30 protein-coding genes are annotated in these 22807 nt (G+C 60.3%); 23 read left to right on the plus strand and 7 right to left on the minus strand.

What is annotated here, in order from left to right; all coding sequences use genetic code 11:
- Positions 1-56: 56 nt before the first annotated feature.
- The 4 genes from merG to JAO85_RS23255 all read right to left on the minus strand — a co-directional run bounded on the left by merG (position 57) and on the right by JAO85_RS23255 (position 3285).
- Complete coding sequence (gene merG, locus JAO85_RS23240; RefSeq protein ID WP_202789137.1) at positions 57-713, minus strand: phenylmercury resistance protein MerG; 657 nt, start codon at positions 711-713, stop codon at positions 57-59.
- Positions 714-748: 35 nt separating this feature from the next.
- On the minus strand, positions 749-2458 hold the full coding sequence (gene merA, locus JAO85_RS23245; RefSeq protein ID WP_011405608.1) for a mercury(II) reductase: 1710 nt from the start codon (positions 2456-2458) through the stop codon (positions 749-751).
- A 187-nt stretch (positions 2459-2645) separates the two neighbouring features.
- Positions 2646-2921, minus strand: coding sequence for a mercury resistance system periplasmic binding protein MerP (gene merP / locus JAO85_RS23250; RefSeq protein WP_011405607.1), 276 nt, complete (start codon positions 2919-2921; stop codon positions 2646-2648).
- A gap of 13 nt (positions 2922-2934) precedes the next feature.
- Positions 2935-3285 (minus strand): mercuric transport protein MerT, encoded by a 351-nt coding sequence (locus JAO85_RS23255; RefSeq protein WP_001294663.1) that lies wholly within the window; start codon positions 3283-3285, stop codon positions 2935-2937.
- Positions 3286-3356: 71 nt separating this feature from the next.
- Here JAO85_RS23255 and merR point away from each other — a divergent pair, with 71 nt between their 5' ends.
- The 5 genes from merR (at position 3357) to JAO85_RS23280 (ending at position 5507) form a co-directional block, all read left to right on the plus strand.
- Positions 3357-3791, plus strand: coding sequence for an Hg(II)-responsive transcriptional regulator (gene merR, locus JAO85_RS23260; protein WP_015063540.1), 435 nt, complete (start codon positions 3357-3359; stop codon positions 3789-3791).
- 171 nt (positions 3792-3962) lie between these two features.
- Entirely contained in the window at positions 3963-4292 is a 330-nt protein-coding gene (locus tag JAO85_RS23265; RefSeq protein ID WP_017510519.1) for a hypothetical protein, read from the plus strand.
- Between the two features lie 14 nt (positions 4293-4306).
- Positions 4307-4633, plus strand: coding sequence for a hypothetical protein (locus JAO85_RS23270; protein WP_017510518.1), 327 nt, complete (start codon positions 4307-4309; stop codon positions 4631-4633).
- Positions 4634-4645: 12 nt separating this feature from the next.
- Entirely contained in the window at positions 4646-4882 is a 237-nt protein-coding gene (locus JAO85_RS23275; RefSeq protein WP_017510517.1) for a hypothetical protein, read from the plus strand.
- Positions 4883-4889: 7 nt separating this feature from the next.
- The gene (locus tag JAO85_RS23280) at positions 4890-5507 is read left to right on the plus strand and encodes a recombinase family protein (RefSeq protein WP_038314819.1); all 618 of its coding nucleotides are present in this window, start codon (positions 4890-4892) and stop codon (positions 5505-5507) included.
- Positions 5508-6144: 637 nt separating this feature from the next.
- Here the strand turns inward: JAO85_RS23280 and JAO85_RS23285 are convergent.
- Together JAO85_RS23285 and JAO85_RS23290 are read right to left on the minus strand one after the other, a co-directional pair.
- Entirely contained in the window at positions 6145-6366 is a 222-nt protein-coding gene (locus tag JAO85_RS23285; RefSeq protein ID WP_038314825.1) for a hypothetical protein, read from the minus strand.
- A gap of 592 nt (positions 6367-6958) precedes the next feature.
- Positions 6959-7279 carry a hypothetical protein gene (locus JAO85_RS23290; protein WP_017510514.1) on the minus strand — a complete coding sequence of 107 codons (321 nt, stop codon included), beginning with the start codon at positions 7277-7279 and terminating at the stop codon, positions 6959-6961.
- A gap of 312 nt (positions 7280-7591) precedes the next feature.
- Between JAO85_RS23290 and JAO85_RS23295 the strand changes: the two genes are divergently transcribed.
- The 8 genes from JAO85_RS23295 (at position 7592) to JAO85_RS23330 (ending at position 15900) form a co-directional block, all read left to right on the plus strand.
- Positions 7592-7969 carry a hypothetical protein gene (locus JAO85_RS23295; protein ID WP_017510513.1) on the plus strand — a complete coding sequence of 126 codons (378 nt, stop codon included), beginning with the start codon at positions 7592-7594 and terminating at the stop codon, positions 7967-7969.
- A gap of 1 nt (position 7970) precedes the next feature.
- Positions 7971-9968, plus strand: coding sequence for a type IV secretion system DNA-binding domain-containing protein (locus JAO85_RS23300; protein WP_038314818.1), 1998 nt, complete (start codon positions 7971-7973; stop codon positions 9966-9968).
- Between the two features lie 11 nt (positions 9969-9979).
- Positions 9980-10435: a protein-disulfide reductase DsbD N-terminal domain-containing protein gene (locus JAO85_RS23305; protein WP_038314817.1), complete on the plus strand. Its 456-nt coding sequence runs from the start codon at positions 9980-9982 to the stop codon at positions 10433-10435.
- Complete coding sequence (gene mobF, locus JAO85_RS23310; RefSeq protein WP_017510510.1) at positions 10432-13317, plus strand: MobF family relaxase; 2886 nt, start codon at positions 10432-10434, stop codon at positions 13315-13317. Before JAO85_RS23305 ends, mobF begins: the two co-directional genes overlap by 4 nt.
- A gap of 141 nt (positions 13318-13458) precedes the next feature.
- Positions 13459-13671, plus strand: a complete 213-nt coding sequence (locus tag JAO85_RS23315; protein ID WP_038314816.1) for a hypothetical protein — start codon at positions 13459-13461, stop codon at positions 13669-13671.
- A 90-nt stretch (positions 13672-13761) separates the two neighbouring features.
- On the plus strand, positions 13762-14616 hold the full coding sequence (locus tag JAO85_RS23320; protein WP_038314815.1) for a PAS domain-containing protein: 855 nt from the start codon (positions 13762-13764) through the stop codon (positions 14614-14616).
- A gap of 31 nt (positions 14617-14647) precedes the next feature.
- Complete coding sequence (locus JAO85_RS23325; RefSeq protein WP_009242076.1) at positions 14648-14923, plus strand: YunC family protein; 276 nt, start codon at positions 14648-14650, stop codon at positions 14921-14923.
- A 41-nt stretch (positions 14924-14964) separates the two neighbouring features.
- Positions 14965-15900 (plus strand): ATP-binding protein, encoded by a 936-nt coding sequence (locus tag JAO85_RS23330; protein WP_017510507.1) that lies wholly within the window; start codon positions 14965-14967, stop codon positions 15898-15900.
- Here the strand turns inward: JAO85_RS23330 and JAO85_RS23335 are convergent.
- Positions 15869-16579, minus strand: coding sequence for a response regulator transcription factor (locus JAO85_RS23335; protein ID WP_229726454.1), 711 nt, complete (start codon positions 16577-16579; stop codon positions 15869-15871). The genes JAO85_RS23330 and JAO85_RS23335 overlap by 32 nt on opposite strands.
- Positions 16580-17013: 434 nt before the next feature.
- Here JAO85_RS23335 and JAO85_RS23340 point away from each other — a divergent pair, with 434 nt between their 5' ends.
- The 10 genes from JAO85_RS23340 to traV all read left to right on the plus strand — a co-directional run bounded on the left by JAO85_RS23340 (position 17014) and on the right by traV (position 22794).
- The gene (locus JAO85_RS23340) at positions 17014-17514 is read left to right on the plus strand and encodes a lytic transglycosylase domain-containing protein (protein ID WP_009242079.1); all 501 of its coding nucleotides are present in this window, start codon (positions 17014-17016) and stop codon (positions 17512-17514) included.
- 1 nt (position 17515) lies between these two features.
- Positions 17516-17899: a hypothetical protein gene (locus tag JAO85_RS23345; RefSeq protein WP_017510505.1), complete on the plus strand. Its 384-nt coding sequence runs from the start codon at positions 17516-17518 to the stop codon at positions 17897-17899.
- A gap of 94 nt (positions 17900-17993) precedes the next feature.
- Positions 17994-18326 carry a TrbC/VirB2 family protein gene (locus tag JAO85_RS23350; RefSeq protein WP_017510504.1) on the plus strand — a complete coding sequence of 111 codons (333 nt, stop codon included), beginning with the start codon at positions 17994-17996 and terminating at the stop codon, positions 18324-18326.
- A gap of 15 nt (positions 18327-18341) precedes the next feature.
- Entirely contained in the window at positions 18342-18635 is a 294-nt protein-coding gene (traL, locus tag JAO85_RS23355; protein WP_009242082.1) for a type IV conjugative transfer system protein TraL, read from the plus strand.
- Positions 18636-18650: 15 nt separating this feature from the next.
- Entirely contained in the window at positions 18651-19244 is a 594-nt protein-coding gene (locus tag JAO85_RS23360; RefSeq protein WP_017510503.1) for a type IV conjugative transfer system protein TraE, read from the plus strand.
- Positions 19180-19917 (plus strand): type-F conjugative transfer system secretin TraK, encoded by a 738-nt coding sequence (locus tag JAO85_RS23365; RefSeq protein ID WP_038314810.1) that lies wholly within the window; start codon positions 19180-19182, stop codon positions 19915-19917. Before JAO85_RS23360 ends, JAO85_RS23365 begins: the two co-directional genes overlap by 65 nt.
- The gene (locus JAO85_RS23370) at positions 19910-21259 is read left to right on the plus strand and encodes a TrbI/VirB10 family protein (RefSeq protein ID WP_017510501.1); all 1350 of its coding nucleotides are present in this window, start codon (positions 19910-19912) and stop codon (positions 21257-21259) included. Before JAO85_RS23365 ends, JAO85_RS23370 begins: the two co-directional genes overlap by 8 nt.
- The gene (locus JAO85_RS23375) at positions 21252-22001 is read left to right on the plus strand and encodes a DsbC family protein (RefSeq protein ID WP_027477943.1); all 750 of its coding nucleotides are present in this window, start codon (positions 21252-21254) and stop codon (positions 21999-22001) included. The genes JAO85_RS23370 and JAO85_RS23375 overlap by 8 nt, the downstream gene beginning before the upstream one ends.
- On the plus strand, positions 21998-22147 hold the full coding sequence (locus JAO85_RS23380) for a hypothetical protein (RefSeq protein WP_009242087.1): 150 nt from the start codon (positions 21998-22000) through the stop codon (positions 22145-22147). The genes JAO85_RS23375 and JAO85_RS23380 overlap by 4 nt, the downstream gene beginning before the upstream one ends.
- Positions 22144-22794, plus strand: a complete 651-nt coding sequence (gene traV, locus JAO85_RS23385) for a type IV conjugative transfer system lipoprotein TraV (protein ID WP_017510499.1) — start codon at positions 22144-22146, stop codon at positions 22792-22794. The genes JAO85_RS23380 and traV overlap by 4 nt, the downstream gene beginning before the upstream one ends.
- The last annotated feature ends 13 nt before the right edge of the window (positions 22795-22807 follow it).

Below are 22807 nucleotides of genomic sequence, written 5' to 3' on the forward strand. Positions count from 1 at the left end.
CCATCTCAATCACCCCGTCAAGAGAAATATTCAAGTAAATCAAAGACTTACGGCCACTATTTTACAGCGGCTGGCTTGAGTTCGGTGGATTGGGCCAGCAGCTGGGCTTGCTGTAACTGTTCGGGCTTCATTTGAGCTGCATAGTCTGCAACGACTTTTGCTGCTGTCGGTTCTCCCGACGCTGCGGCCAGACTCATCCACTGGTATGCCTGCACCTGGTCGGGCGCGATGTCGGTAAGACCCTTTGCAAACAGCTGGGCCAGCCTGACTTGAGCCTGCGTGTGTCCCTGCTCGGCAGCGAGGCGGTACCACTTGAAAGCCTCTGCATCGTTGGCAGGAGCCGCACGCCCATTCTTATACATACCGTCGACTTCACTTCCGTAGAGGCGCCCGAGGTTGAACTGTGCATCGGCTTCACCCTGCTCGGCCGCCCTGCGGAACCACTGGATCGATGCCGCGTGGTTTTGCTTTACGCCCATACCGCATTTGTACGCAAGACCCATGATGTTCTGAGCCATGGCATCGCCAGCCCTGGCCTTCTTTTCCCAATCACTGACGGTCTCTGGCGACAATGTTTCAATCGCGGCGCCGAGCTTAGAAAAATCATAAGCCGCCAACGCTTGGTTTGGCATGCCTAACGTTGCGGTACTTGCCAGTACGATCGTCAAGCACGCGCGTACACGGCGTAATTTAAGTCTGATGTCACAAAACATAAAAACTCCTCTGTCCCTGTTTTGGTGCCCAAGGTTTAGCCGGCACAGCACGATAGCTGTGTCACATCCTTCGAAAAAGTCTGTGCCACCAGTTTGAGACCTTCAACCATGGTGAGGTAAGGGAAAAGCTGGTTAGCCAGATCCTGGACGGTCATGCGGGCCCGGATGGCAATCGCGGCAGTCTGGATGATTTCGCCTGCTTCCGGTGTCACAGCCTGGACTCCGAGAATGCGTCCGGACCCTGCCTCAGCAACAAGCTTGATAAAGCCGCGGGTATCGAAGTTGGCGAGTGCACGCGGCACATTGTCGAGCGTGAGCGTACGGCTTTCGGTTTGCAGACCAATGCGCTGGGCCTCTGCTTCACTGTAGCCTACCGTGGCAACTTGCGGATCGGTGAACACGACTGCCGGCATGGCGTCGAGATCGAGCTTTACGTCGCCGCCGGTCATATTAATGCCAGCCCGGGTACCAGCCGCGGCTGCAACGTAGACGTACTGAGGCTGGTCAGTGCAGTCGCCAGCTGCGTAAATGTTCGAAGCACTCGTGCGCATGCCTTGATCGATCAGGATGCGATGTTGCGAGTCAAACGTCACACCTGCGCGCTCGAGATTCAGGCTTGCGGTATTTGGCGTGCGGCCGGTGGCAACAAGCAATTGATCCACCTTTAACTCGCCCTGCGCGGTCGTCAGGATGAATTGGCGGTCGCAATAGGTCACGGCACTCGCCTGCGTCTGTGTCAGCACCGTGATGCCTTCCGCACGGAAAGCTGCAGTCACGGCCTCGCCAATGGCAGGGTCGTCACTGGCAAACAAGGTGCGCCGGGCCAGGACCGTCACCTCGCTGCCCAAGCGCGCAAACGCTTGTGCCAGTTCCAGTGCTACGACCGAGGCGCCAATTACTGCCAGCCGTTTAGGAATGGCTTCGCTAACCAGGGCTTCGGTGGACGTCCAATATGGCGTTCCTGCAAGACCAGGCAACGGCGGGATGGCAGCGCTTGCACCAGTGGCAATGAGACAGCGATCGAAGGCCACTTCGCGAGTGTCACCTTCTGCCGCTTCCACGATAAGCGTTTGGCCATCCTTGAATCGGGCGCTGCCTCGCACCAGATTGATCGACGGATTGCTTTCGAGGATGCTTTCATATTTAGCATGACGCAGCTCGTCCACACGGGCCTGCTGTTGCGCCAGCAGACGGTCACGCAGGACAACTGGGGGCGTTGCCGACAGTCCCACGTCAAAAGGACTTTCGCGTCGCAGATGAGCGATATGCGCTGCCCGAATCATGATCTTAGAAGGGACGCAGCCCACGTTGACGCAGGTGCCGCCGATAGTTCCCCGCTCGATCAGGGTGACACGGGCACCGTTTTCAGCTGCCTTCAGCGCTGCTGCCACAGCGGCGCCGCCAGTACCGATGATCGCCACATGCAGCTGACCTGCCGGTTTCTCCACCGCGCGCTCGCCGCTCAGCCACTGGGCGGCTTTGCCAAGGAGTCCTGGCTGTTCAACACTGCGCTCTTTGCTTTCAAATTCGTCTGTAGGCGTAGCACCGTAACCAAGGGCGCCCACTGCTGCTACGAGCGCGGACACGTCAAGCCTATTGCCTGTGACTTGCGCCTTGTTCGATGGATAATCGACAGCCGCTCGCGTTACGCCGGGGACCGCCAGCAGCGCGTCCTCAACGTGCCTTGTACAACTTGGGCAAGTCATTCCCGCCACGCTCAAACCAACTTCGTTTAACTCTTGCATTCCGCTCTCTCTTTTATCCGTTGTGCCCAAGCCAACTAGTACGACGCCTCGGTCACTGAATCGGTTGTGCGCTTCAGGGAACAGGCTCCGTGGGTCGTTTACAGGCTGCTCACGCGATGACGACCGGCAGAATCGCCTGAGCGGCATCTCTGCCGTGGTTCTAGCGATGCTGCCGTTATTTGTTGCCTTACTTCTTCAGCTCAGATGGGTAGCCTACATCCGTCGTCGCCTTGCTAAGCGCCTGGACGTTGGTCTTCGCATCGTCAAACGTTACGACGGCAAGCTTGGTTGAGAAGTCGACCTCGGTCTTGCTAACACCGTCGACCTTGCTCAAGGCCTTTTTAATGGTGATAGGACAAGTCGCGCAGGTCATGCCAGGAACGGCCAAGGTGACCGTCTGCGTGGCGGCCCACACCGGGGCAACAGCGGCGGCGAGGGCAAGGGAGGCAAACAGTTTCTTCATGATGAACTCCTGGTTAATAGAAAAATGGAACGACATAGGGAAATCCAAGCGCGACCAGGACCAGCACGGCCACGATCCAGAAAATCAGCTTGTAGGTGGCGCGCACCTGCGGAATCGCGCAGACCTCACCTGGCTTGCATGCCTGCACGGGCCGGTAAATCCGCTTCCAGGCGAAGAACAGCGCCACTAGCGCCGCGCCGATGAACAACGGTCGATAGGGTTCCAGCACCGTCAGGTTGCCGATCCAAGCACCGGAGAAGCCCAGGGCGACCAGTACTAGCGGCCCCAGGCAGCAGGTCGATGCAAGAATGGCGGCCAGCCCGCCGGCGAAGAGCGCACCGCGCCCGTTTTGTGGTTCAGACATACGTTGGCCCTTTTGAATTTGGATTGGATAGCGTAACCTTACTTCCGTACTCATGTACGGAGTCAAGCGATATGGAAAATAATTTGGAAAACCTGACCATTGGCGTTTTTGCCAAGGCGGCCGGGGTCAACGTGGAGACAATCCGCTTCTATCAGCGCAAGGGCCTGTTGCCGGAACCGGACAAGCCTTACGGCAGCATCCGCCGCTATGGGGAGGCGGACGTGGTTCGGGTGAAATTCGTGAAATCGGCACAGCGGCTGGGGTTCAGTCTGGACGAGATTGCCGAGCTGTTGCGGCTCGACGATGGCACCCACTGCGAGGAGGCCAGCAGCCTGGCCGAACACAAGCTCAAGGACGTGCGCGAGAAGATGGCCGACTTGGCGCGCATGGAAACCGTGCTGTCTGAACTCGTGTGCGCCTGCCATTCGCGGCAGGGGAATGTTTCGTGTCCGCTGATTGCGTCGTTGCAAGGTGGAACGAGCTTGGCAGGGGCTTCCACAGCTTAGCGTGCTTTATTTTCCGTTTTCTGAGACGACCACAGATCAGAAAAGACTGTGCAGCCGACTCTTGATATTCCGTGCAGTCACCTTCTGAAAATGACAAAAACGTACCTTTTAATTACCGTTGAATCCGGTAAAATTTGCCCTTTCTGGACAAATAACTACCGTGAGGCCCTTATGAGCGAGCATCGCCCGATCTACGGCGCGAATACAGCCGTTTTGAGCGACTTTCCCGAGCCGGTGAGGGCAACCCTTCACCTGATCGAAAAAAACCCGTCTAACGAGGCCGCGCTGATCCTGCTCCAGTGCGCCGCTTCCGCCGCGCACCCGGACTACCTTTTCAGTCTGGCCATGCTCAGTGCCCTCCCCATCGAGTACAAGGAGGCCGCCCTGGAGCTGATCGAGCACAGCCTGACCAGCGGTTTCACCGTGGACGAGCAAAGCGCACTGCTGCGCTTTGTTGAGCCATTCATGGCCACCGCGCTGCGCGCTCCGCGCGGCCGCTGACGCGCCGGCCCATCATGGCGCTCGACATCTTCGCGCTGCTGACTTCGGACGGCGATCACGCCCAGGCCGACCACATGTTCACCGGCAAAGCCGGCGACATGCTGGCCGTGGCCGACGTGCTCGATGCCGTGCATTGCGCGAATCGCCGGCTGCGCGCCGTTCCGGCGCTGGCCAGCCGATTCCGCAATGGCGCTGCCTACCCCATCCCCTGCGTGCGACTGACCAAAGCCGAGTGTCGCGTCCTAGTGGACGCGATCACCGACTTTGGCCAATCCATGCCCAAGACCACCAAAGCCCGCAAACTCGCTGACCTGCTGGCCAGCTCCGTTTGCGTCTACTGACCGGAGCCGTTCATGGACGACAAAACCGCCGACCGAGTGATGTCCGCATCCCTCGACTATTTCAGCCGCAGCACCTTCTTTGCCCTCCTGGTGCTTGTCGCCGGCTGGGGCCTTGGCTGGTTGCTGGGCTTCGCTCTCGCTCGCAGCATCCAGTCCAAGACCGGCGCGGCATTCTGCCGCCGCCTGTGCCCGATTGTGGGCGTCCTGGCCGCTTTCCCTCTCGCCTACAAACTCATGTTCTCCGCGTGAATCTGCCGTGCCTCGTTACTTCGCTTACTTGCGAGTCTCACGCGACTCGCAAGACGTGGCGAACCAGCGGCTTGGCCTGCTGGATTTCGCCAACTCGCGCGGCTACGCCCCGCTCGTTGTCGTTGAAGAAACGGCAAGTCGCACCGTTCCCTGGCGGGAACGCGCTCTAGGCTCGCTCCTGCTGGAGCAGAGCCAGCGCGGCGACCTGATTCTGACCTCAGAATTCACCCGCCTGGGTGGATCGCCCGGCCAAGTCTTTTCGATCCTGGAGACTGCCGCCGAGCGCGGCGTCACCATCATCATCACGAAGAACGGCACCGTCATGGACGGTAGCCTGAATGCCCAAATTCAGGCCGCCGCTTTCGCTATGGCGTCCATGATCGAGGTGGAATTCACCCGCGCGCGCACCCGTGAAGGCTTGCAGCGTGCTCGCCTTGAGGGCCGCATCGGCGGCCGGCGCAAAGGCAGCACCGGCCGCCTCAAGCTCGACCCTCAACGCGACAAAGTAGGGGAGCTGCACGCCCTTGGTTTGACAACGCCGAAGCTCGCCAAATACTTCGGCGTCACCGAGAAAACCATGCGCAAGTTCCTTGCGCGGCACTTCCCCAAAAAAGCACCGGATTGACACCGCCGGCCCTTCGGCCCGGCCGTGCCAATCCGGTTTCCCCGGCTTCGCTTCTTCCCGGCCTCTCGTTCCCGCTTCGCAGGAACTCGGGCCGGAAATCGCTCCGCTTGCCTTGGCTCGATGGTGGCCAGCCTTCGGCCGACCACCATCCTTGCCCTATTGCCGCCATCGCCGGTTTTTGCCGCTTCGCTGCAACCGGCGCCGGCCGCGAAATGCGCGGCCTGGCTTCCGGCTGCCGATAGCCTCTCCGCTACCGCTTCTAGGCTCTCCGCTGCTAGCCCCGTAGGCCGCCACCCTCGCAAACTTGCTTCGTGTCGCCGGGCCGTCGCGGTTCCCGCTGCCGCCATTCGGCGGCCGTCCCGGCCCGTCCGCTTTGCGGCCGGTAATGCGCAACTTTCGCACGCGAAAGTCGGGGAGGCGCTGGGCGGCTTCCCTTGCTTTGCTGCGGTTCGCCTTGCGCCTACTCCCCGCTTTCCGGCCTGCTGTTTCGTTCCGCGCTTGTGCCGCGTCACGCAGGGCCGGAAAGTGCGAAAGGCGAAGACGACTTCCTTCGTTCGCCGCCTTCGCCTTTCCTTGTCACGCAACCGCGCCCCTTCCGTGGCGTCTGTCGGTTGCCCTCGATTTCTGAATGGCTCCGCTACAGCGTACCCCATTCCCGTTCGTGATCGTCTGTTGAAATGCGCTCCAGGATGCGGCCGCATCCTTCCGCGTCGTTGTCGTAAAACCCCACGTCGATGCCGTAGGGGTTAGTGAGCCAGATTTCAGCACCGTCCGCATTGATCGCCCAGCCGTCGATTTCCGCGCGGCCGTGTGTTTTCAGGCGCTGGTGCAGCTCCTGGCTTCCGATGTTTGGCTGCATCTTCTTCACCGTCCTTTGCTGGGCGAATCGTCCCGCTTTGCGGGCCGACCGGGCTGCTCCAGGTTCGCGCATTCGCGCTCATCCCCGCTTTGCGGGGACTGCTGCGCAGCCTTGCACATCCCTTTCGCTTGCGCCCTCCGGGCGCTAGGCCGTGCGCCTATCAACCAGCGCGTTTCCCACAAGCTCAACAGGCCCTCGCGCTGATCCGCTTTCCCACAAGAGGTTTCTTGTGGAAAAGCGGGCGCGACCGTTGCCTCTTGCGATATTGAGGTATCGCGGGCAACGGCTACGGAGCCTGTTGATTTGTGGAAAACGCTCATCCGCTGCCTGCACCGTCCTGCCCTCGGATGCGTCAAAAACCAACCCCACCCGTTTCGTCTCCCCGTGAGGGGAGCCGACCAAAGGCACGCCTCTGGACTCCGGGCCATCTCTCCTACAAACGCCGCGTTTCCCACAAGCTCCACAGGCCCTCGCGCTTTTCCGGTTTCCCACAAGAAGTCTCTTGTGGAAAACCGGGCGCGACCCTCTCCCTTTGGGATATTTGGGTATCCCCGGTCGAGGGCACCGGGGCCTGTGGATTTGTGGAAAACGCTCACTGGCTGGCCTCGGCCGTCGCTGCACCATCCGGCGCAGTTTGAACAGGCTTCGCCGGCTCTGCCGGCTTCGCTGCATCAACGACCAGAAGCGCCTTGATCTTTGGCATCGCCTCGCGCCAAAGATCAGATGGAACCGCATCAAGCCGTTCCGTCTTGATGAGTTCCATCACGGCCTTCTGATTCCTCTCGCGCTCCTTGCGCTGCTGCTCCCGCTGTCGTTCCTCCAGCTTCCGCAGCTTTTCGCGCTGGGCTGCGATTTCTTCATCCAGCGTCTTGGCCTTGCGGCCTGACTTCGGATTCGTCGTTTCACTACTCATGGCTCTTACCTCGCAATGTGGGTTCTAGTGGAAAACCTGCCTGATCTGGCGGGACGTGCTTCGTCCCTGATCGGCTGCATTTTACCAAATGCCCGGTTTTCTTCCACTAGGGCCTGGGAGAGAGAACGGCACCGTTCTTCCAGCTCGCAGGGCAAGCCCCGCGCCCCGGAAGAACGGTCACACACCACGCAACATAGTTGGCGGCGCTAAAAGCCGCGCTGTGGCGCGCCTTTTAGCGTGGCGACACCGAAAAGACAACGCGGCGACACCGAAAATGCTATAATTGTCTAAACCCTTATGGAGTAAAGGAAAATGCCGAGAGCGAAAGGAACAGGGAAAGGCCCCACCGAGCGGTTCAACATCCGGCTCGATGAGGACACGGCGGGGTTCTACCGAACGAAGGCCAACGAGCACGGAATCAGCATTTCCGAGTTTTTGCGCCAAACGCTGGTGCAGGGCGTAATCGCGGAAAACGTGCAAGACATCGAGCAGCGCCTGCGCCGCCTTCTCGATGAAATCCGCACTGGCGGGCAAGGTGGCGGCAAGGTCGAGATTCCCGACGAGTTGCTGCTTTCGGTCTTCACCGCCGAGAACATGCTGGCCGCGATTGTTGAGGCCAAGGATGTGCAGCAATTGTACGAAGCGCAGAACAAGGCGAAGGCCAAGCTCAAGCGACTGAAAGGAGGCTGAAATGGCAAAGAGAGAGGAAAAGGGGAGTGCGGGCAGCTTCTCCCGTGGGGCCGAGTTGTGGATGCACCAAGCCCGGCTGTTCGTGGTGGCGATCTGGACGGTCGTGCTGATTTCCATCCTGGCCGGCTTGGGCGTGACTACCGCCTACTTCTGGAATGCGACGACGGCAGACGAAAAGTACGCGCTGGAGCGGAACGTCCTGGCGCACACGCGGGATGCGCTCTACATGACGGCCGGAAAGATGGAGCTGAACGTCAACGGCGAGCTGCGCAAGATGGAGGTGTCGGAGGTTGCTTTGCTGACAGACGACATGGCCGAGGATGCTTGGCGAAAGCTGCGCAACGGCGGCATGTTCGGTTTGCTGACTTCCATCGGTGTGGTGTTTCTGATCTCTTTGTACTGGTGGGGCTACGGCCGCGAAAGGATGCAGGACAACCAACTGCGCGGGGCCAAACTGGTGGAAGGAAAAGAGCTTGCGCGCCTGATCCGACACCGCGACGAGGCAAGCCCTTATGAGATTGCAGGCGTGCCCATGCGCGTGAAGTCGGAGACGCTGCACACGCTGTTTGCCGGCGCACAGGGTACGGGTAAGTCACAGCAGTTTTTCGCACTCATGAAGCAGGTGCGGGCGCGTGGCAAGCGGATGATCGTGTATGACCCGACCGGCGAGTTCACCCAAGCGTTCTACCGTGAAGGCAAAGACATCCTGATGAATCCGCTGGACTCCAGAAGCCCGAACTGGAACATCTGGAACGAAATCGCCAAGGACTACCACTTCGACAACATGGCGAACGGCCTGATCCCCGATCCGGCCGAGTCCGATCCATTTTGGGCACTTGCTGGCCGGATGGTGCTCAAGGACGTGATCGCAGTATTGGGGCGCGAGGGCCGCCGCACGAACCGCGACCTCTACAACGCTATTGCCAAGAGCAACCTGGACGCCATGCACGCATTGTTGCAGGGAACGGCAGGGGCGACCTATGTTGACCCAACGACCGAGCGCACGGGGATGTCGCTCAAGATGACGGTTCAGAACCAGCTCGAAGCCTTCCGGTTTTTGCCAGATGAAGGTGAATCGTTCTCCATCCGCAAGTGGGTGCATGAGGAAGGCGATTCATGGATGTTCATCACAGCACGGGAGGCGATGCGCGAGGCATTGAAGCCCGTTTTGTCGTTGTGGATCGACACGGCAATCAAGGCCGTACTCGACCTGGAGCCGATCCACCGCGAGCGGCTTTGGTTTTGCATTGACGAGCTGCCGACGCTCCAGAAACTGGACATCCTGAAGCTGGCTCTGACGAATACCAGAAAGTACGGTTTGTGCATGGTGCTGGGCGTGCAAGACTTCAGCCAGCTTTACGAAATCTACGGGCACGATCTGGCCAAGACGATCATTTCCGGGTGCCAGACGAAGCTGCTGCTGCGTGTAACGGATGGGGCTGCGGCGAAGCTGTTGGCCGAATTGATGGGGCAGGCCGAGGTAGATGAAAAGGATGAAACCTTGAGCTACGGCCTCAGTTCGCAGCGTGACGGAGTGAGCGTTATGGCGCGCCGACAGATGCGCGACCTTGTACTGACATCGGAGATTTTGACGTTGCCCGACATGACCGGCTACCTGCTGGTTCCGGGCGACTATCCCATTGCCCGTGTCAAGTACGGCTACGTTCCGACCGAGAAACAAGCCAACGGTTTCATCGAGCGCGACGGCTTTGCGATCAGCTTCAAACCGACCACGGCCGCCGCCGCGCCGGCACCCGCTCAGGCGACCGCCGAAGTTCATCAGCAACCCGCACCGGAGCAAGGCGACATGCTGGATGATGACGATATGGACGCTCCGGCTACGGTGGAGGTTATGCGCAACGAAAACGGTGATGTGATCGACAAGGCGACCGGCGAAATCATCAAGCCGGCCGAGAAGGTTTCGCGCGCGAAAGACGATGCAGATGCGAAATCAGCCGGCCAAGGTAAGAAACCCAACCCGCTGGCGGATGCGCTATAGGAGGATACCGAATGACAACTCAGAGACGGGCATTTCTACAATCCGTCGCGGCCGCCTGCTGGGCGGCTTTTTGCGTTTCCGTGCAGGCCGAGCCGGACTTGCTGCAACCTGATGAAGCCTTCCGCGTGTCGGCTCGCCGGGTGGATGCGCGAGTGGTGGAGTTGGAGTACATCATCGCGCCGGGCTATCACCTGTACCGCGACCGTTTCAGCTTCAAAACGGACAACCCGGCCGTGACGGTGGTAGGCGTTGAGCTGCCGCCACCGCTTGAAAAGTTCGACAAGGCGATGGGTCAGAACATGCGCTACTACACCGAACGGGTGGCGGTGCGCGTGCGTTTGGCTGGGGCCAATCAGACCGTCAAACTCGTGGCCACGGCGCAGGGCTGCGCGGCGATTGTGGGGGTGTGTTATGCGCCGATCACCAAGGCTTTCAGCGTGCCGGCAATGGGAGGAAAACAGGGATGATTAGCATGAACAACGTAGGCAGCGCCGGGCAGGCACTGCACTACTTTTCCGCTGATAACTACTACACCCAGGACGAGGGCTTGGAGCATTCCGAGTGGTTCGGCAAGGGGGCCGAGCACCTTGGGCTTTCCGGCAAGATCGACCGTCAAGCCTTCTTCGAGGTGTTGAACGGGAAGGTAGAAGGTCAGGAGCTGGGCAAGTGGGTCAAGAACGAGGAAACCGGCGAGAAGGAACGTGAGCACCGGCCGGGCACCGACATGACGTTTTCCGCGCCCAAGAGCGTTTCGCTCATGGCCGAGGTGTACGGCAAGCGGGACGTGCGGGAAGCGCATGAGGCAGCAGTTAAAAAGGCACTCAGCCACATAGAAACCGAGCTGGCCAGGACGCGGCAAACCGTGGACGGGAAGACCGAAGCGGTGCAGACCGGCAACGTAACCGTGGCCATGTTCCGGCACAACACAAGCCGCGACCTCGACCCGCAGACGCATACGCACGCCGTCATCATGAACGCCACCAAGCGGGAGGATGGGCAGTGGCGCTCCCTGACCAATGAGGAAATCTACAACGCGCAGCGCGTCATCGGGGCCATCTACACGTCCGAGCTGGCCGACCGGCTCCAGGCGCTGGGCTACGACATTCGCCGCACCGACGAGAAGGGCAACTTCGAGATTGCCGGCATCACCCGCGAGCAGATCGAGCACTTCAGCCAGCGCCGGGCCGAAATAGAGGCGGCGCTGAAAGCCAAGGGCGTGAACATCGACGACGCCAGCGCGCAGCAGAAGGAAGACGCCACGCTGAAGACCAGAGCGCGCAAGGTGGACGTGGATCATGAAGCCTTGATCGGGAGCTGGAAGGAGCGGGCCAAAGACATCGGGATCGACTTCGACGCCATCCAGGCGAAGGCCGACGCGCAGCGCGCGCAGGGCGGCGTGGTGCGCGCCGACAAGCTCACCGGCCGGGAGGCGATGTCCTTTGCAGCGGCGCACCTGATCGAGCGCGAGGCCGTGGTATCAAAGAACGACCTCATGGCGGCGGCCATCGAGCACGGGGCAGGGCGCGTGTCAGCATCGGAAGTGAAGCGTGCCTTCGACAAGCTGGAGAAGGACGGCGATCTGGTGGCCTTGCCTGACGGCAACTACACGACCAAGAAGATGCTGGGCAGCGAAATGTGGGCGCTCGACCAAGTGCGCGCGCAGAAGGGCCAGACGCCGAAGATGATGGAGCCGGAAGCGGTGGCGGCGCGGATCGCGCAGGCGGAGGGCAGGCAGGGCTTCAAATACAGCGAAGGCCAGAAAGAGGCCATAAGCAAGGTACTGACCACTGAAGATCGTTACGTGGCGGTGCAGGGCCTTGCCGGGACGGGTAAGACCACCATGCTCAAAGGCGTGCGCGAAATGGCGCAGGAGCAGGGCTACACGGTGCGCGGCATGGCTCCGACCGGCGCGGCCAGCAAGGTGCTGGCCAGGGAAACAGGTATTGCTACCGATACCGTCTCGATGTTCCAGATCAAGGAGCGGCAGCTACAGAAGGACATCGAGTTTGCCAAGCAGTACGCACCCGACTTCCAGCGCAAGGCGGAAGTCTGGATCGTGGATGAATCGTCCTTCCTGTCGCAGCGTCAGAAGGCCCAGCTCGACCACATGGCCGAAAAGGCCGGGGCCAAGGTGGTGTACCTGGGCGACACGCTCCAGTTGCAGGGCGTGGAGGCCGGCAAGCCCTTCGAGCTGGCCCAGCGGGACGGCATGGAAACCGCCTACATGACGGAAATCAACCGCCAGAAGACCGCCGACCTGAAGCAAGCCGTGGACATCATCACCGGCCGCGACAACCTTGGGGAAGGTCAGCGGCTCACCCAAGTGGAGCTGGCCAACAACGCACGGGCCTTCGAGTACATGGACAAGGCGGGAATGATTCGGGAAATCCCCGAGAAGTCCGAGGACGACAAGGGCCGCCTGGTGGCGGCCGTGGTGCAGGACATCTTGAAGCTCGACAAGGCCGAGCGGGAGCGCACCATCGTCATTACCGCCTATAACGAAGACAGGCGGGCCATCAATGCCGGCGTGCGCGAGGGGCTGAAGGAACAGGGAGAGCTGTCGCGCTCCGAGGACACGCGGGAAATCTACACCTCGAAGGGCTGGACGCGGGCCATGCAGAAGGAAGCGCAATACTACAAGGCCGGCGACGTGGTGCGCTTCGGGAGGGACTACCAGCAGATCGACGCCAAGAAGGGCGAATACATGCGCGTTTCGGCCGTGGATGCACCCAACGGCACCGTGGTGCTCCAGAAGGAAGACGGCTCTGTGATCGCGTGGCAGCCGAAGAAGCACAACAAGATCGAGGTGTACGACCGAGACACCCGCGAGCTGGCCAAGGGCGACCTGATCCGTATCACCCGCAACGAGGGCGAGTTCAAGAACGGCGAAGTGGCGCGCGTCACGGCTGTGGCCGGGGACAAGGTGACGCTGGAGCTGAAGCAGGGCAAAGACGTGTCACTGCACCAAGTGGATCTGTCGCGCAACAAGCATTGGGATCATGCCTACGCGCAGACGGTTCACGCCTCCCAGGGCGCGACTCAGCACCGGGCCATCTTCCACATCCGCGCGCCTCAGACCGAGAGCGAGAAGAAGCAGGAGCGGGCGCTGGAGAACATGGCCAAGGTTTTCGGGGATCGGAGCTTCTATGTCGGGGCCACGCGCGCCTCGCATGAGCTGCGCATCTACACCAACGACAAGGCGGTGGCGGCCAAGGCGGTGGCGGCCAAGCAGGACAAGACCAGCGCCGTGGAAACGCTCCGGCAGCACGAACGGGCCACGGCAATCACCGCCGACAAGGTGGGAGAACGCCCGGTGTCGCCGCAGCGAAACGGTGACGTTCAACGGTAATCCCTATAAAATGTCAACTTACGCGCGCTGGCCTTAACCAACTTTCGCGCGCGAAAGTTGGCGGCTGGTTCTGCCTTTCGCCAGTAGGCAAGTCGGCTTAGACTTGTGTGATGAACCTTTGACTATGCTAAAGAACAAGCCATGACCGACCCAAAGGACGCCGAGATGTCGGCCGATGGGCAGGGAGCTAAACGCCGTAGAACTCGCAATTATGGCGACCGCCGAACGGTATCCCTGCGGATGGACCCCGAGCTGCACGAGCGCATGATGGACTTGTGCGACGACCTGAAAATACCCGCCAACACCTATATTTCGGGACTCATCGAAACCGACCTGAAGAAACGGAAAAAGTGACCGCGCCATAGCCGCCTCGCCCTGTTTGCCGGGGTGCCGGGAACCCGAATATCATGTGAGGTTCTTCGGTGGATTCAGGGAGAGGCGCGCGTGTCTATTATTTCAACAATCAACTGGAAACGTCTGGCTTCTGTTTTTGTGCCGGGCGTGCTGATCGCAGCCATCAGCATTTATGTGCTGGGCTTTCGTGCCCCGCCTTCCCCTGATCTTAGGGTTCTGCCCGGTAAAGCACTGGCCGCCTACGACGACTTCTACCCGATTCGCGCCGATGATGGCGGTGCGCTCTACCTGGATCGAGAGCTGTTCGTGAAGGCGGTTAACTACCTGTCCGAACATCCTTCGCCGCGCGCAGTGGCCGATCTGATCTACCTGGGCAACTCCAACAACGTGACCCTGTTGTTGGATGGGCCGACCAAGGCCAAGTACCTCATGCTGACACAGCGGCCCGACTATGCGGCGCTGGCAGAGGTAGATCGGGAAAAGGATCGCATCTTCCAGTCCTACGCGGACATCGTGAACGGCATTGGCCAGACATTTGCAGGTACGCCTGTAGAAATCGTCTTGCACGACACGCGCAACCCGCTGCGCTCGATTGTGGCTCTACAGAACCCAATTTCCGGCCGCAGGCTGGGTGACACAAACACCAACTTTGGCATTCAGCTCATCAAGAACTATAGCTACGGCGAAGGGCAGGGCCAGGGGCGCGGCGCGTCGTTTGTAAGCTATGACATTAACTTGAAAGACGGCAGGGCCGTGAAGTCCACCACGATCCCGATTTTCCATGACGTTTATGGTTTGATCGGGTTTATTTGCATCAATATCGACATATCCAAAATGGACAAGAAACACCCGGAATATGTCGAACATTTTGTAGATGCGTTCAAGGCGACCATTGCCAATGACGCTATCACTGAAATGATCCAGAACAGCAAACGTAAGAACTGATTTTTCAACCCTCTCTGCAAAGGAAATGACTATGGACGCTGGAGCCATTCAAGAGCACTTGGAACTGCTGCAATTCGATCTGGCGCGGCCGCTGCTGGTAATGAAGGCCCCCAAGGGGATTCTCGGTTGCGGGTATATCAATGTCGAAACCTGCAACAAAACCGGCGAGGTTTGCGCAATCGTGACCGGGGTGAATACCTTTGACGACATGCGCAAGGCCAAGGTGGTGGCCACCTCGAACAAAGCGGTTGAGCTGGGTATCCAAGTGGGCGAGTCTGGCCAAGACGCACTGAACAAGATGCGGTGATTTAGACCGTGCCGCCTGGAGAGTGGAGCGAGGGCATCCAAGTGGAAGTCATCTTCTATACGAGCTGCGCTTTCTTGCTGACCGTCTTTTTGGTCAGCATGGTGCTGGCTGTGCGCGGCAACCAGGCGGCCAAGTATTTCCTTTGGGTATGGGCGGCGCTGATGATCCTGGCGCTGCCGCTCATGAACCGGGCCAACATGATTTCCCACATCGCCGCTGGCCTGATGCTTGTGTTTTTTCTCTACGTGCTCTACATCACCGTCCGCTACGGGATGGAGCGCGTGGACGTTTCTCACGAAGAAACCCGCCGTGTCCTGGCTGAATCGAACCGGCGCATTGACGAGGAACGGCGCACCCTCGCACGCCGTCTGCACGACGAGGTGAATCCCCAGCTCCTGCTCACGCGCAACGTGCTGAAGCAGCTTGAGCCGCTGGTGGCTGGGAATACGCGGGCGGCCGAGCTGTTGGGCAACGCCTCGGGGATGCTCAACGACGCCTACGCCGAAATGCGGGACATCATCAAGAACACGCGGATCGAGGTTATCGACTCCATCGGCTTCACGGCCGCCCTGGAGTCGCTGGTGGCCCACTACACGAATATTTCCGAGAAACCGGCCATCACGCTGGAGCACAACCTACCGAAGCGGCCGGCGCTGCCAGAGACATCCGCAGTCAGTGCCTACAAGATCATCCGGGAAGCGATTTTCAACGCCATCAAACACTCCAAAGCCGACCAAGTTCACGTCAGCATCCACCACAACAAGGCGATGGATACTTACAAGGTCGAAATCACAGACGACGGCGTAGGCATGAAAGCTACCGCCCGGAATGGAGAGCACGCCGGAATCGGGTTGATCGACATGCGTGAGCGGGTGAGGGTGCTTGGCGGTGCGCTGAAAATACAGGCGGCCGATCCTGCCAACCAGAAGCGGCCGGGAACGAAACTCAGCTTTTCGTTTTCAGGGCAGTTGTCGTAATGCCGTGACGGATCGCCAGCTTGGTGATGTCCGCTTGGCTTTCAACGCCTAGCTTGGCTTTTACGCCCTTCATCAAGTGGCCGATGGTCTTGGTGGACAAGTCCATTGCGGTGGCAATTTCGGTCATGGATGCGCCATCGGCTGCAAGGCTGAAGGCCCGCATTTCGTTCTCATCCAGCAGCCGGTTCGGGTTCCGATCCTTGACGGCCGACCATGCGAGTAGGCGGGCAATCTCCGGGGAAAAGTATTCCTTGCCCTGGGCTACCGTGTTGATCGCCTCGTTGAGCACTTCCGTGCTTTCATCCTTGCGCACAAAGGCCAGCACGCCGAGCTTGTAGGAACGCTCGATGATGTATTGATCGTCAAACTGGCTAAAGACGATGATTTTGGCCGAGGGATCGCGGGCCAGCAGTTCCTCGCACACGTCCAGCCCGTTCTCGCCACAGCCTTTACTGTCAAAGCGCACGTCGATCACCAGGACATCCGGCTTGACCTCTAGGAAGCGGTCGATCAGCCCGTCCAGGCTGTAGGCCACCTCTACTACGTCGATCCCGTAGTCCTTCAATACATCGCGGAAACCGGCCACCAGCAGCCGGTGATCGTCCGCAAGAAATACTTTTATTCCCAAAACGTCACCTATTGGTTTGGGATCGTGTTGATCCCGAAGTTCGTTGGCCATGCAGGCAGGCGCTGCCGTGCTTGGCGGATTTAGCGGCCATGCAGATCAGCGGTGGGTGCAACACCCTCGCCGGCGAGGCAATAACCGAATTTTGACAGAAAAGCCGCATTCGATATACCGCGCCCGGCTGATCTAGCCATGATCTGCACCGTTCGGGGGACGGCATTATACGTGCCGTCTAACCTTTCGCTTCCGCTGACCAGAAGTTATTTTTCTGCTGCATGGTATCATTTGCCCCGCTGTCGGGGGCTTTTCATGCCTTTGGCAAGCGGAATTCGGCGGGTAAAGCGGGGCTGTCGGATGGGTGCCGCAAGACCGCATCCCAAGATGACAAACCTAGGCTAGATGCCTTGTCGCTCTAGGTTTTTTCTGTTATCGTGCTTTCACCGTGAAAGCAAGTTGACTGCTACAATAACGCAATGGGAAACGCCTCTATGTACTTCTCTGCACGCGCACTGATCGCGGCGGCATCGCTGATGCTGCCGCTTGCTGCTTCTGCAACGTGCTGGGATGAGGCTGGGCGCGGCTACGGGATCGACCCCCTGCTGTTGAAGGCGATTGCCTGGAAGGAATCGCGCGGGTGGACGGGGGCAGTCGGCCCGAAGCTGAAAGACGGCAACCGCGCGCTGGGCCTCATGCAGATCAACACGATCCACCTGCCGAACCTCGCTCGCTTCGGCATCCGCCGTGAACACCTGTTCGACGCTTGCACCTCGCAGAAGGTGGGGGCCTGGGTTCTGGCCGACTGCATCCAGCGTTTCGGCGCTACCTGGAAGTCCGTGGGCTGCTACTACGCCGGCCCGGCATCAACCAATGTGAGCGCCCAGGTCGAGTACGTCCGCGACGTGCAGCGGTTCTACGAGGGCTACCGCAGACAGCAAGCCCACCAAATTTCAACTTCACCGGCCCAAGTGGCCAGTTTCCAAGGGGATTGATATGGCGTTGCCAGCCAAACCGTTTCGCATTTCTATCGTCTTTGCGCTGGCTGCTGCTGGCGTCACTGCTGCCAATGCGCAGTCACTGAACCAGCCCAACCCCCTGGATCGTCTTTCCGACGTGGTGCAGTTCGGCGTCCCCCGCGACACCAAGTTTGTGTTCTGCGACGGGGAAGACTGCCCGGAACGCTCCATCAAGCACCTGTACGTCCCGCCTCCGCCGCCGCCTCCTGTTCAAGAGCCGGTCATGCCTGCGCCTCAATCCATCCAGCCGCCCGAAGAACTTTCGCACGCGAAAGTTCCGGCCAAGAAAAAGCCACTGAAGAAGAAGCGGAAGAAGCCCGCGATTCAGTACGAATGCAAGCCTGTCACCAAACCGAAGTGATGGGCTTTCCGTCTTTGCGCATCCCCCTGGCGCAAGGCCCCACACGGGGAAATGCAGGGGTTCCAACCAACTTTCTACGTAGGAGTTATTGAAGATGAACGCAGCAATTCAAGCAGTCGATGTTCGCAAGGAAGCGGGCCAGTGGTTCAAGGCCCTGATGCTCGTCGGCCTGATCCTGGGTCTGATGATGCTGGCTTCCGGCGCATACGCCAGTGACGGCACGGAGTTCGACGCCGCCGTAACCAAGTGGGACGGCTGGGTGAAGGGCAACCTGGGCAAGCTGGCCGCCCTGATCGCCATCGGCGTGGGTTCCGTCGTCGCCGCCGTCAAGAAGGACTGGAGCTGGTTCTTCGGCGCGGTGGTGCTGTCGATGGGTATCGGCGTGATCGTCGGCATCGTCAACGCCAGTTTCACGGCCGTCATCTAAGCGCAGGAGGTGGCCATGTCCGAAAAAACGGATCTCTCTCACTACATCCCGCGCCGACTGGACGACGGAGCCAAGTTCCTCTTTTGGGAAATGGACGTTGCCATGATCGGACTCATGGGCGTGTTGGTTGGCATTGGCTCCGGCTTCCCGGTGATTGGGCTGTTCCTTGGTATTGGAGCCGCCTTTTTCTACGGGAAGCTGAAGGCTGGGAAGCATCCGGGCATGGCCACCCACCTCCTGTACTGGTTCACCGGGTTTCCCGAGCCGAAAGAACTGCCGGGTAGCCACATTCGAGAACTCAATGGATAAGGGGCTACACGAGCAATGGCACCAGATAAAGCAAACAACGAGCGGGACGCGCTGAAAACGCAAGTCCGCTTTCACCGCGCGATGAACGCGGGCCTGCTGGGCACCCTGTTTTTCGGGGTGCTGCTGCTGGGCTTCGTAGTCGTGCGCGACACAACCAAGATCGTGCCGCCTGAAGTTAAGCGGCCCTACGAGATTGGATCGAACTACGCCAATAAGGACTACCTGCTGGATATGGCTGGTTATGTCCTGGGCACGGTGTTGACCGTCACGCCGGAGACGGTTGATTACAACAACAAGGTGATTCTCAAGATGGCCGACCCGGACGGCTACGCCGGGTTGAAGACCGCGCTGGATGCGGCCGCAATGCGGCTCAAACAGGAGCGAGTCACCACCATTTGGGTTCCTCGCAAAGAGGAAGTCAGCGAGCAGGACAAGCGCGTGAAGGTCAGCGGAAAACTCAAGACCTTTATTGCCGACAAGCTCACTTCCGAACGCGAGAAGGACTATCTCGTTGAATTCACCATCACTACCTCGGGGCGTCTCTATGTTTCCAAGATCGAAGAAATCGTTAAGCGCGATCCTTCTGCTAACAAGCCTGCTGGCAACTGAAGCAGGCGCAACGCAAGTCGTTGAGAACGCTGACCGGGGCCACGTTCAAGTCAATATCTCGGTCAACGAAACCAACCGTCTCGCAATCGACGGGCGCCGCATTGCCAATGTGGTGCCCAGCGTGAAGGGCGTGCTGGCAGGCCAGAAGGACGAGGCCCTGGGGGCTTACTACTTCACGCTGGCCAGCGAGTCGCCCAACCAGGGCACGGTCACAGTTTTCGTGTCCGACGAGAAGGGCGTCACCTACAAGCTGATCCTCGTTCCGCGTCCGGTGGCCGGCGAGGAAATCATCATCCGGCCGCCGAGCGAGAAGGCCACGCCTTCGAGCCGCGCAGCCGCTGATGGCCGCACCGTCTCCTACCAGCGCCGCATCAAGGACTTGATGCTGGTGATGGCCGACGACGAGCTGAAGGACAGCGTTGAAACCATCCCGGTGAACAAGGAAGTGCCTTTGTGGAAAGAGGGGCGCTTGATCCTGGTGGCCAAGTACATGGATGGCGAAGTGGTGGGCGAGAAATACCGCCTGACCAATGTTTCCCCCTCCGAAATGCTGCTGGTCGAGCAGGAGCTTTACCGCCGTGGCGTGCGCGCCATTGCCGTGGAGCACCACACGCTGATGCAGGGCGACGGGACGGACATCTACATCGTTCGGGAGCGCAAAGACAATGAGTGAACCGAACGCACAAACCAAGAAACGCCAGATGATGCTCATCGGCGGGGCCGTGACCGGCATTCTCGGTCTGGCCGGGGCCGGCATGTTCCTGTTCGACAGCGGCCCAGCGCAGCACCGCGAAAAGCCCAAAACCGTAAGCATCACCGCACCGGGAACGGTAGATGACAAGGATGCGTGGCGCGCGCAGCAGGCGGCCAAGGAGAAGTCCAACGAAGCCCTGATCGGGGAGGTTAAGACCCAGCTCAAGGCGCAGGAGGAACAGAACAAGAAGCTCGCGCAGGCGCTGGAGGAACTGAAGGCCAACAAGGCCGCTGCCGGTTCCGCTGGCACCACCACGGCTGCGAAGCCGGATGCTTCCGTTCTGGACAAGCCTTTGCCCATTGGCAATGGCACCGGGCCGGGCCAGCGTGTTCTCCAGTCACCGAACGGCAAGGCCGGGGCCACCGCCCTGAATCAGCCGCTCAATCAGGTGGATGTGCCGGCGCGGCGCGAGGTGGAAATCATCACCTTCAACAACGCCGAGGGCAAGGGTGCAGCGGGTGCGGCCGTTGGCGGCGCTGGTGGCATCACCGAGGTGCTGGGCTTCCCAACCGACGAGAAAGCCAAGAAGTACGGCACCACCTCCGGCGGTGCAGACGGCAAGAAGCAGACCATCGAGTTCCTGCCGGCTGGCTCCTTTGTGCGCGTGGCCATGCTCAACGGCGTGGATGCACCGACAGGCGGGCAAGCCCAATCGAACCCGCTGCCGGTGGCCTTCCATGTGCTCGATGTCGCCAATTTGGCCAACAAGCACAAGCTGGACATCAAGGATTGCCGCATCGTTGCCGCCACCTGGGGCGACCTGTCCTCCGAACGGATGATGGGCCGTACAGAGACGCTGGCCTGCGTCATCAACGGCGAGGCCGTTGAAATGGCGATCAAGGGCCAAGTGATCGGGGAAGACGGCAAGGCCGGCGTGCGGGGGCGTCTCGTCACCAAGCAGGGCCAGTTGCTCGCCAATGCCCTGTTTGCCGGCGCGCTCAGTGGTATCGGCAAAGCCTTCCAGTCCTCCGCAACCATCACCAGCACGGGCGGCGGCGGCATCACGCAAACCATCGACCCGGACAAGATCGGGCAAGCCGCTATCGGTGGGGGGGTAGGCAGCGCGGGCCAGCAGCTCGCTCAGTACTACCTCAAGGCGGCGGACAAGCTGTACCCCGTCATCGAAACCGATGGCGGCCGTACCGTCGAAATCCTCATCACCAAGGGCGCTGTTTATTCCGGCAAGGCGCTCGCCAAGGACGATTACCGGGGCCTCCTGAAGCGCACCGGCACCAACTCCAGGAGATACGAAGATGATTAAACGAGTGTTGACCCTCGCGCTGGCTGCTGCGCTGGCTGTTCCCGCATTTGCCCAGGATGAAGCACCCGCTTCCGTGGTCGAGAAGTTCAAGACCATGTACCCGAAGACGACCTTCAAAGAGATTCGCAAGTCGCAAGTCTCCGGGCTGTATGAGGTGGTGATGGGCGAGAACATCGCCTACACCGACGAGTCGGGCCGCTACTTCATTTTCGGGCACCTGTTCGACATGCAGCAGCAAGTCGATCTGACTGCCCAGCGCAAACTCGATAGCAAGAAAACCGAGTTCCCGGCGCAGCAACTTGGCCAAGCAATCAAGACGGTCAAGGGCGACGGCAGCCGCATCTTGGCTGTGTTCAGCGACCCGGACTGCCCCTACTGCAAGCAGTTGGAGGGCGAGCTGGCCCGCCTGGACAACGTGACCATCTACACCTTCCTGTACCCGCTCGAATCGCTGCACCCGGAAGCCAAGACCAAGGCTGTCAGCGTGTGGTGCGCGCCGAACAAGGCCAAAGCCTGGAGCGAGCTGATGCTGGCCGGCAAGAAGCCCAAGCTGGTGGCCTGCAACAACCCCGTCAACGACAACTTGGTGCTGGGTTCCAAGCTGGGCGTGGTGGGCACTCCGACCCTGATTGCCGCCGATGGCCGCGTCCTGCCTGGCTCCGCACCGGCCGAGAAGATCGACCAATGGCTGAACGCCGGCAAGCCTGCCGCGCCGGCCGCCACGCAGGAGGCAACCCAATGAAGCGCACGGCCTTGATGTTTGGTGCCGGCGCGCTGGCCCTGGCCCTGACGGGCTGCGGTTCGCTGGCTGGCCGCGACTGCGGCGCTTGCTGCAAGGGAGTCGGTTTCAGCGGCAGTGCCGCGCACGCATGGGAGGGAAGCAAATGAAGGCACTGGCCTTGACCTTTGGCATCGGGGCCGTGGTGGCCCTATCCGGTTGCAGCAGCATGTCCGGCTTTGATGCGAAATCCGAATTCGCGTGCAAGGCCCCGGACGGCATCTTGTGCGAGTCGATGAGCGGCATCTACGCCAATGCCCAGGCGAAGAACCTGCCGGGCCAGCGCGTGAATGCGCGCGGCGAGGCTCCGGTGGAACTTTCGCAGGCGAAAGCCGGCAGCAACGTGATGACCAAGCCCATCTACTCGGGCACGCCGATCCGCAGCGCCCCGCGCCTGCTTCGGGTCTGGTTCGCGCCGTGGGAAGACACCGATGGCGATCTGCATGACCAGTCCTACGTGTACCTGCCGGTCGATTCCGGCCGCTGGCTGATCGAGCACAACCGCCGCCGCATCCAGGACAACTACCGGCCGGTGCGCGCCCCGTCGAATGTGACGGCCCAGGCTGCGCAGCCGCAAGCGGCCGGCGCTGGCCAGCAACGGCAAAGCCCTGGCGTGCTGGGGCAGCAGCCGACGCCTCCCGCTGACAACGGGATGGAGTCTATCGGCGTCCGTCAAGACCGCATGAGCAACGAGCAAGCCACCGAGCTGCTGAACGGAATCATGCGCCCCGGCAACGTCATCCCGGACAGCGAATAAACAACGCTGGCCG

It is taken from the genome of Comamonas sp. NyZ500 (assembly GCF_016772095.1).
GTDB classification, from domain to species: domain Bacteria; phylum Pseudomonadota; class Gammaproteobacteria; order Burkholderiales; family Burkholderiaceae_C; genus Comamonas; species Comamonas thiooxydans.

Excerpts from the sequence above, each read along its gene's own strand:
- merG (WP_202789137.1), bottom strand. The coding sequence starts at position 713 with ATGTTTTGTGACATCAGACTTAAATTACGCCGTGTACGCGCGTGCTTG.
- merA (WP_011405608.1), bottom strand. The coding sequence starts at position 2,458 with ATGCAAGAGTTAAACGAAGTTGGTTTGAGCGTGGCGGGAATGACTTGC.
- merP (WP_011405607.1), bottom strand. The coding sequence starts at position 2,921 with ATGAAGAAACTGTTTGCCTCCCTTGCCCTCGCCGCCGCTGTTGCCCCG.
- JAO85_RS23255 (WP_001294663.1), bottom strand. The coding sequence starts at position 3,285 with ATGTCTGAACCACAAAACGGGCGCGGTGCGCTCTTCGCCGGCGGGCTG.
- merR (WP_015063540.1), top strand. The coding sequence starts at position 3,357 with ATGGAAAATAATTTGGAAAACCTGACCATTGGCGTTTTTGCCAAGGCG.
- JAO85_RS23265 (WP_017510519.1), top strand. The coding sequence starts at position 3,963 with ATGAGCGAGCATCGCCCGATCTACGGCGCGAATACAGCCGTTTTGAGC.
- JAO85_RS23270 (WP_017510518.1), top strand. The coding sequence starts at position 4,307 with ATGGCGCTCGACATCTTCGCGCTGCTGACTTCGGACGGCGATCACGCC.
- JAO85_RS23275 (WP_017510517.1), top strand. The coding sequence starts at position 4,646 with ATGGACGACAAAACCGCCGACCGAGTGATGTCCGCATCCCTCGACTAT.
- JAO85_RS23285 (WP_038314825.1), bottom strand. The coding sequence starts at position 6,366 with ATGCAGCCAAACATCGGAAGCCAGGAGCTGCACCAGCGCCTGAAAACA.
- JAO85_RS23290 (WP_017510514.1), bottom strand. The coding sequence starts at position 7,279 with ATGAGTAGTGAAACGACGAATCCGAAGTCAGGCCGCAAGGCCAAGACG.
- JAO85_RS23295 (WP_017510513.1), top strand. The coding sequence starts at position 7,592 with ATGCCGAGAGCGAAAGGAACAGGGAAAGGCCCCACCGAGCGGTTCAAC.
- JAO85_RS23300 (WP_038314818.1), top strand. The coding sequence starts at position 7,971 with ATGGCAAAGAGAGAGGAAAAGGGGAGTGCGGGCAGCTTCTCCCGTGGG.
- JAO85_RS23305 (WP_038314817.1), top strand. The coding sequence starts at position 9,980 with ATGACAACTCAGAGACGGGCATTTCTACAATCCGTCGCGGCCGCCTGC.
- mobF (WP_017510510.1), top strand. The coding sequence starts at position 10,432 with ATGATTAGCATGAACAACGTAGGCAGCGCCGGGCAGGCACTGCACTAC.
- JAO85_RS23315 (WP_038314816.1), top strand. The coding sequence starts at position 13,459 with ATGACCGACCCAAAGGACGCCGAGATGTCGGCCGATGGGCAGGGAGCT.
- JAO85_RS23325 (WP_009242076.1), top strand. The coding sequence starts at position 14,648 with ATGGACGCTGGAGCCATTCAAGAGCACTTGGAACTGCTGCAATTCGAT.
- JAO85_RS23335 (WP_229726454.1), bottom strand. The coding sequence starts at position 16,579 with ATGGCCAACGAACTTCGGGATCAACACGATCCCAAACCAATAGGTGAC.
- JAO85_RS23340 (WP_009242079.1), top strand. The coding sequence starts at position 17,014 with ATGTACTTCTCTGCACGCGCACTGATCGCGGCGGCATCGCTGATGCTG.
- JAO85_RS23345 (WP_017510505.1), top strand. The coding sequence starts at position 17,516 with ATGGCGTTGCCAGCCAAACCGTTTCGCATTTCTATCGTCTTTGCGCTG.
- JAO85_RS23350 (WP_017510504.1), top strand. The coding sequence starts at position 17,994 with ATGAACGCAGCAATTCAAGCAGTCGATGTTCGCAAGGAAGCGGGCCAG.
- traL (WP_009242082.1), top strand. The coding sequence starts at position 18,342 with ATGTCCGAAAAAACGGATCTCTCTCACTACATCCCGCGCCGACTGGAC.
- JAO85_RS23360 (WP_017510503.1), top strand. The coding sequence starts at position 18,651 with ATGGCACCAGATAAAGCAAACAACGAGCGGGACGCGCTGAAAACGCAA.
- JAO85_RS23365 (WP_038314810.1), top strand. The coding sequence starts at position 19,180 with ATGTTTCCAAGATCGAAGAAATCGTTAAGCGCGATCCTTCTGCTAACA.
- JAO85_RS23370 (WP_017510501.1), top strand. The coding sequence starts at position 19,910 with ATGAGTGAACCGAACGCACAAACCAAGAAACGCCAGATGATGCTCATC.
- JAO85_RS23375 (WP_027477943.1), top strand. The coding sequence starts at position 21,252 with ATGATTAAACGAGTGTTGACCCTCGCGCTGGCTGCTGCGCTGGCTGTT.
- JAO85_RS23380 (WP_009242087.1), top strand. The coding sequence starts at position 21,998 with ATGAAGCGCACGGCCTTGATGTTTGGTGCCGGCGCGCTGGCCCTGGCC.
- traV (WP_017510499.1), top strand. The coding sequence starts at position 22,144 with ATGAAGGCACTGGCCTTGACCTTTGGCATCGGGGCCGTGGTGGCCCTA.